Genomic DNA, 5,080 nt, shown 5'->3' with positions numbered 1-5,080 from the left:
TAATCGGGAGGATTTGGTTAACTTTGACTGAGTCCTTGGAATTAGTAGTTTTCATGGAGAAAAGTCGCCAAACTTTTCCTTTAAATTACTAAATTTCAGGGACTTTTGCAGATTTAATCACTTGAAAATTAAATGTTTAACAGCATATATTTAATTTTTGTCATCTACTAAAGGTAATTTCACATACGAAGATTATATAGCCAATGAGGACATACAGAATACATTGAAAGATTTGAGAGTTGATATAGATAAGTTCTGGTTTCTGCTTCTGTTCATCTTCGACTATACTTGTGGCACGTGCTTGGATGGAATGAAAGCTACAGGCATAGGAATAGAACAGCTCACCAAATTCGCTAAAGCCATAGCTGACAACCATAAGGAGATTAACCAATTTGGAGTAAGTTTTAAAAAGCCTATTACCGTCTCTGTAAAGATTGAAGGCAAGCATCAGATAGTAATTGACAATGCCAATGCGATAGGTTACTTGGCTACTATCATTGCCAACAACCTAAAAGAGATAGAGGAACATCCTTGGATGCAGAACCAACAAGTCAGCATAAGCACCCATGCAGAAGAAAAGGAATCCGTTCAGATATGGCTGTTCTATAAGATGTTCAATGACTTCTTCAATTTAGAGCCATATAATAAGCTGTTTAATGTCAGACAGAAGAAAGGAAGCACCATATCACTTAGTAAGACATTGCTCATATCAAGGCTTATCTACTTCACTAAGCTATCTAAACATAGTAAATTCTCAGATGATGAAGATGTCCTAAAAGGTTACATCAAGCAATATAAAGACAAGAGAATTGATACTGCGAACAGCATATACTTCTAATAAACTTCTGATAATTAATACAGTCCTGCTCCGTACCATTAAGAGGGTACATAAGAGCAGGACTTTTTTTCTCTCTTTTAATCCTGCCATTATATCCCATCTTTGCAGCGTCAAAACGATAGCGGACGAGCTGACAATTAAGAGGGGAAGTAAAACCACCCATTAATTTCTCTCTTTTAATCAGCCCAGAAGCAAGTAGTTTTGCAGCGTAATCAGAAAGCCAAGTGCGCATAGGTTGGACGGTTACAAAGAACTTAATTTGATAATTAAAAACAAGATGACAATGAAAACAATGACTAAGACAGCAGGAAAGACTGCAACCAGCAAATCAGTAGCTAATGCTAAAGCTGGAAAGGCAGTGCGCACTCTCAGCTTACAACAACAGTTGATTAAAGCTGAAAGAGATTTGAAGAACATAGTTAACAGACAGTTGGGAGAAACCGTTCTACACGCCCAAGAGTTAATTGTGAAACAATTAAAGCAGGCTATTGAAGAGAAGAATAGTAAAGCCCTCACACTTAAAGACGAACCTATTACATTCCAATTAACTAAAACTGAGGAGAAGGTCTCTAAGAAGATTGCCTTTGTAAAACATAACAGAAGCATTGATTCAAAGAAAGTAGATACGTTCATTGCTATTATTGACAATGGCAAATATGAAGAAGCCTATCCCATCATCGTGATAGAAGCTTCAAAACTAATAAAGGCAGGATATGTCGTAACAGATGTAAACGGTAGAGTTCTGACAGAAGAAGAGGCAGAAGGCTACTTTGTAATCTTGGACGGTCAACACAGAAGCACAGCATTTGCCAAACTAAACTCTGTCAAAGGTAATATGACTATCCCCAATGTCTTTGTTAAGGATATTAAGGATATAGGAACTTATTTGGAAGAAATCAACAGAGTTGGTAATTGGGATATGAAAGCCAAGATAGGGGTTGCTGCCTTGACATCCAAAGATGAACTCTTTGAGAATATGGCTGAACTAATCCAACAGGGATTCAATCCTACGACAGCAGGTCTGATTTATACCAAGAAGAACATTCCAGAGAAGATATTGAACAAGGTTTTAAGAAGAGAAGAATACAATCTACCAAAAGATGCCATAGTTGACATCAAGAGAGGTAACGATTTTATAACTCTATGCAAAGCTGCCAAAATCAGCGTCACATTTCTCACTAAACGTTACTTCATTAAAGGATTTAACAGTTATGCTAAAGTACATGGCGAAGAACAAGCATTCAAGGCTTTGGATAAGCTAAAACAATTAGAACTTAATGATGACAAACTAAAGAAAATAAAGGAAGATGATGATTTTCAAGCAATGCTACAAAATGCTTTAGAAGCATAATACATACTACGGAGCAAAGCCCATGTGACAGGTGGGCTTGTTCTCCCCAAGTTCTTAGAAATTCTGAATAGTCTAAAGTCTGATTACTAAATGTGTGGTCTTATCATTAGTTTCTCACTTATGGAGTTACTATCTTTACAGTACTACAAGCAGATAATCCCACCACATAGATTGACGGACTTACAAACTATTCAGAATATCTAAAATGGAAGAATTTACTTATGAGCAGATAAGAGTTAAGGCTCTTAAACAGGGAGTAAAAGATAACAAGGTTCACATTGGATTGTGGGCTAATCTTAATAACTATCTAAAGACAAGGAGAAAGAAGAATGGAAAGGTTGCTACCTATTATATCTCATTGCAGAAGTTGGCTTATTAATTCACTGATATTTAAACTGATATGATAATTCATCTGCCAACAGGAAAGAAGTTTCACAACAGAAAGGAAGCCAAGATATACTTTGGAACTGCCTACTATTACAAAATGGAACGTGAGAAAAAATATTTAGTGTTTACCAATACTATTCAATCAGCTACTAATGAATATGAAGATACAATTAAAGCACCTGCAAAACAGGACAAGTAACATCAAACAAGAATATGCTACCATTAACAAGTCTATTATAGATAAACTCAATCCACCCAATTTGTACAGGTTCTTCTGTCTGTCCTTATATAGAAATGACTATTATAAGGTCAGATGGAGAATCAAGGATTTAGCCAAACGAACAGGAGAGAAAGAGGATGCACTAAAGAATTTCAATAAGGATATAGAAGCTGTGTTGATTAGAAAGAGATACTGGGAAGCCATCAACCACCCTCTTATTGACTTTACAATGAGAAGTCTTTACTGCATCCCACCCATAGACCATCCCAACTTTATAACACTGTCCCACCTCTTTATGAAAGTGGATTTGGATATTAAAGTGAAAGGATATTATATCAAGCTCTTATTGATAGCAGAAGATAACAAGATATTGCTTTCTCTTAATAAGTTGGCTGACAAATTGGGAATGGGTAAGAAAAATGTAGAGAGTTACAATCTGGATTTATATGGTGCAGGTCTGTTAAGATATATACCCAAAGGGATAGAGCTTACTCCAAAGGAACTATTATTAGACAATGATATAGCCAAACAACGTAAGGAGTGGAATCCAATCAACTCAAAAAACGTGGTTAAGATAGCTTTCAAGTCCAAATAACAGGCAAGCAGGATTTTTCGTACTGTTTATTAATATATTAAGAGATGGTACGAATAATCCCAAGTCTGCCTTATTCTGACTTTAGAGACATCTAAAGTTGGATTTTTAAGGTTGGAGATAGGCAGACTTTATAAATGGTACTTCACAATACCGATTTAAAAATCACAAGAGTTATACACGAGACATCCCTACCTACATAAACACCCCCTCATGGCTCTAAATAGAAAAGAATACTTTAGAAATACAGTCTGATAGCTGACTGAAATAAGCATTCTTATTAATCCAAGAGCAGGCACGATGCACTATTGCCACTGCTTACCAATAATTTACTAATGCTCCTCATTTCCTTTGAAAGAATCTTTAGGGAAAGACATAGGACAGCCTAAGATGCAAGCGAAGAAATTCACTTGTGTGTTAGGTTTGTTCTTGTTAAATCCATTCAATCAATAACCATTTAATTCAATTTCATTATGAGAGATTTAGTAATTATGCCAGCTATGGCACAGCGTAGAGAATCATTAAACATAGGTGAGTTTGCAGAAGAAGCAATCATTGTGGAAGAAGTAGCAGCACCCAAGAGAGTAAACCATTTCATTGAAGCCAACACGCAGGAAGTAACCTTACAGCACTTACAGCAAGACTGCATCATTCCAAGTTTTGCATCAATGGAGGAAACCATAAGCCACCAATCCTTTATAGGTGCAGTAGTAGATGCAGCTAAGGATTACTTTCATGGAGAACAGTTTGATATGCCAGAGATTAGAATCTCACACCCTATCAATGGCAGAATACCAAGTGCATTAGGTAAGAAAGCATCTGAATTGACAGACGAAGAGAAAACTTTGTTCTATCAGAGAATGTGTTTCTGTTTTGAAATTCCATCCATTGTACATGATGAATACGGTAATCGTTTAGCGTTATCCATTGGTGGAGTGAGAGCATATAACGAGATTAACCTATACAGTAAGAAGTCTGTTGAGAGATTTAAAATCTTCATAGGCTTTCGTAATCGTGTGTGCTCAAATTTAATGCTTACTACTGACGGCTTGCAGGATAAGATAGAAGTCCTAAGCGTACAGGAACTATATGCAGCAGCATTGAATCTGTTCCATGCTTACAACCGATCCAAAGACCTGCATCTGTTAAGGACACTTGGGCAGATGTCAATCTCAACGAGTGAGTTCTGCCAGATAATAGGCAGGATGAGATTATATCAAGCTCTTACACCCAACCAACAGAAACGCTTACCTCGTCTATTGTTGGGAGACAGTCAAATTAATGCAGCTTGTAGAGCATTCGTTTCTGATGTGAATTTCAAGAGTACTGGGGACAGCATTACAGGCTGGCAGCTCTTAAACCTGCTCAATGGTTCTGTAAAGTCAAGTTACATTGATAACTTCTTGGAGAGGAATCTAAACTGTACAGAGTTTGTACAAGGCATTCAACGTGCCAAATTAGGAGATAGTGAATACGCTTGGTTCTTGGGCTGAGTGGATTGTTGATTGAGAGAGGAAGGGACATCATTAAGTTGGTGTCCTTTCTTCATACTTAATAATTAACTAATTTAAGTTTCGCAAGTTCAGCTTGCTAGTTTTAATTTGTAAATATCGCATATATGGTTCATCTCTTCCGACCTGTTAATCATCACATCATAGATATCCTCATCGGCCAAACCGAAGAGGTTTGCTA

At 36.8% G+C, this 5,080-nt stretch carries 4 protein-coding genes and 1 pseudogene; all 5 read left to right on the top strand.

Annotated features, from left to right (window positions below; all coding sequences use genetic code 11):
* Nucleotides 1-172: 172 nt before the first annotated feature.
* Nucleotides 173-838 (top strand): annotated as a pseudogene (locus tag HU824_RS19050) (hypothetical protein); the annotation flags it as partial.
* Between the two features lie 283 nt (nt 839-1,121).
* A complete protein-coding gene (locus HU824_RS19045; protein WP_004310790.1) occupies nt 1,122-2,189 on the top strand; it encodes a hypothetical protein in 1,068 nt (355 codons plus the stop codon).
* Nucleotides 2,190-2,589: 400 nt separating this feature from the next.
* Nucleotides 2,590-2,775 (top strand): hypothetical protein, encoded by a 186-nt coding sequence (locus HU824_RS19930; RefSeq protein ID WP_255260572.1) that lies wholly within the window; start codon nt 2,590-2,592, stop codon nt 2,773-2,775.
* Nucleotides 2,735-3,391 (top strand): hypothetical protein, encoded by a 657-nt coding sequence (locus HU824_RS19040; protein WP_176469702.1) that lies wholly within the window; start codon nt 2,735-2,737, stop codon nt 3,389-3,391. The genes HU824_RS19930 and HU824_RS19040 overlap by 41 nt, the downstream gene beginning before the upstream one ends.
* A 470-nt stretch (nt 3,392-3,861) precedes the next feature.
* Complete coding sequence (locus tag HU824_RS19035; RefSeq protein ID WP_176469701.1) at nt 3,862-4,881, top strand: DUF3871 family protein; 1,020 nt, start codon at nt 3,862-3,864, stop codon at nt 4,879-4,881.
* Nucleotides 4,882-5,080: the final 199 nt, after the last annotated feature.

Source organism: Bacteroides sp. L10-4 (genome assembly GCF_013373675.1).
Lineage (GTDB): Bacteria > Bacteroidota > Bacteroidia > Bacteroidales > Bacteroidaceae > Bacteroides > Bacteroides muris.
This window is presented reverse-complemented; position numbering and strand designations above follow the sequence as displayed.